Source organism: Tenacibaculum soleae, from assembly GCF_030549005.1.
GTDB lineage: Bacteria > Bacteroidota > Bacteroidia > Flavobacteriales > Flavobacteriaceae > Polaribacter > Polaribacter soleae.
This window is the reverse complement of record NZ_JAUOSW010000020.1, coordinates 1-2500: the sequence shown is the minus strand read 5'-3', so window position 1 is coordinate 2500 and position 2500 is coordinate 1. Positions and strand designations below refer to the sequence as shown.

The window sequence follows — 2500 nt, the reverse complement described above, 5'->3', positions numbered from 1 at the left end:
CATTCGGAGTTTGTCAGGAATTGGTAGGCGGTGAAGCCCCCGCATCCAATCAGTAGCTCTACCTCTATAAAACTTTATTGCAACGCTGCACCTAAATGCATTTCGGGGAGTACGAGCTATTTCCGAGTTTGATTGGCCTTTCACCCCTACCCACAGGTCATCCAAAGACTTTTCAACGTCAACTGGTTCGGTCCTCCACTGTGTGTTACCACAGCTTCAACCTGCCCATGGGTAGATCACTCGGTTTCGCGTCTACTACTACTAACTATGTTCGCCCTATTCAGACTCGCTTTCGCTTCGGCTCCGGACCTTAAATCCTTAACCTTGCTAGTAACAGTAACTCGTAGGCTCATTATGCAAAAGGCACGCCGTCACACAGTAAATGTGCTCCGACCGCTTGTAGGCGTACGGTTTCAGGTTCTATTTCACTCCCTTACTTAGGGTTCTTTTCACCTTTCCCTCACGGTACTAGTTCACTATCGGTCTTTCAGGAGTATTTAGCCTTACCGGATGGTCCCGGTGGATTCATACAGGATTACTCGTGTCCCGCACTACTCAGGGTACTGCTATATCTTCTTCGCTTACCTATACGAGACTATCACTCTCTACGGTTTGTCTTTCCAGACAATTCTAGTTCACTTAGATTCTAATGTCGCAGCCCTACAACCCCAATATTGCCGTAACAACATTGGTTTGGGCTAATCCGCGTTCGCTCGCCACTACTAACGGAATCACTATTGTTTTCTCTTCCTCCGGTTACTTAGATGTTTCAGTTCACCGGGTTCGCCCCCTTACGGGTAACATGTCTTCAACATGCTGGGTTGCCCCATTCGGAAATCTACGGATTATAAGGTATGTGCCCCTCCCCGTAGCTTATCGCAGCTTATCGCGTCCTTCATCGCCTCTGAAAGCCTAGGCATCCGCCATACGCCCTTATTTAGCTTATTGTACTTTTTGCTCTAAATATTGCTATTTAGAACGAGCTCTTTATAATTATTATTTTTATAAAAATATTGTTGTTAAATATTAATTTAACTTCTCTATCTTGATTTCTTTACGATATCATTTTACCAATATGTCAATGAACTTTGTGAATCGAAATTGATAAGTGTTTTATCAACTTGATTCTTATAGCACTCTGAAACAATTTTAATAAATTGCCTCCAGGTGCTACCTGGTGGAGAATATCGGAGTCGAACCGATGACCTCTTGCGTGCAAGGCAAGCGCTCTAGCCAACTGAGCTAATCCCCCTAATACTAGCTTATAGTAATTAGATTGTAGAGATTAGTAATAATTACTAATTCGTAATTCGTAATTAACTTTGTTTCTAGAATTTCCTTTCTAACAATATAACTTTTTGTAGTCTCGGGCAGACTCGAACTGCCGACCTCTACATTATCAGTGTAGCGCTCTAACCAGCTGAGCTACGAGACTAGAATAGCTTATTATTAGTGTTTTATTTAAAATTAACAGCAAAGAGTAAAATTTCCCTTTTGTAACTCACCATCTTTCTCTAGAAAGGAGGTGTTCCAGCCGCACCTTCCGGTACGGCTACCTTGTTACGACTTAGCCCTAGTTACCAGTTTTACCCTAGGTCGCTCCTCTCGGTAACGAACTTCAGGCACCCCCAGCTTCCATGGCTTGACGGGCGGTGTGTACAAGGCCCGGGAACGTATTCACCGGATCATGGCTGATATCCGATTACTAGCGATTCCAGCTTCACGGAGTCGAGTTGCAGACTCCGATCCGAACTGTGATATGGTTTATAGATTCGCTCCTATTCGCATAGTGGCTGCTCATTGTCCATACCATTGTAGCACGTGTGTAGCCCAGGACGTAAGGGCCGTGATGATTTGACGTCATCCCCACCTTCCTCACGGTTTGCACCGGCAGTCTCTCTAGAGTCCTCAGCTTAACCTGTTAGCAACTAAAAATAGGGGTTGCGCTCGTTATAGGACTTAACCTGACACCTCACGGCACGAGCTGACGACAACCATGCAGCACCTTGTAAAGTGTCCGAAGAAAAAGCTATCTCTAGCCCTGTCACTCTACATTTAAGCCCTGGTAAGGTTCCTCGCGTATCATCGAATTAAACCACATGCTCCACCGCTTGTGCGGGCCCCCGTCAATTCCTTTGAGTTTCAGTCTTGCGACCGTACTCCCCAGGTGGGATACTTATCACTTTCGCTTAGTCACTGAGAATTAACCCAACAACTAGTATCCATCGTTTACGGCGTGGACTACCAGGGTATCTAATCCTGTTCGCTCCCCACGCTTTCGTCCATGAGCGTCAGTATATACGTAGTAGACTGCCTTCGCAATCGGTATTCTAAGTAATATCTATGCATTTCACCGCTACACTACTTATTCTATCTACTTCCGTATAACTCAAGTCAACCAGTATCAAAGGCAGTTCCATAGTTAAGCTATGGGATTTCACCTCTGACTTAATTGACCGCCTGCGGACCCTTTAAACCCAATGATTCCGGATAACGCTTG

General features: G+C 45.0%; 2 tRNA genes and 2 rRNA genes (1 of these 4 cut by a window edge). All 4 read right to left on the bottom strand.

The window, feature by feature from the left end:
* Nucleotides 1-948 (bottom strand): 23S ribosomal RNA (locus Q4586_RS13860); it reaches 1929 nt to the left of the window's first position.
* A 227-nt stretch (nt 949-1175) separates the two neighbouring features.
* Nucleotides 1176-1252: transfer RNA gene (locus Q4586_RS13855), tRNA-Ala, on the bottom strand.
* A gap of 109 nt (nt 1253-1361) precedes the next feature.
* A tRNA-Ile gene (locus Q4586_RS13850) sits at nt 1362-1435 on the bottom strand.
* A gap of 83 nt (nt 1436-1518) precedes the next feature.
* Nucleotides 1519-2500: ribosomal RNA gene (locus Q4586_RS13845) — 16S ribosomal RNA — on the bottom strand; the annotation flags it as partial.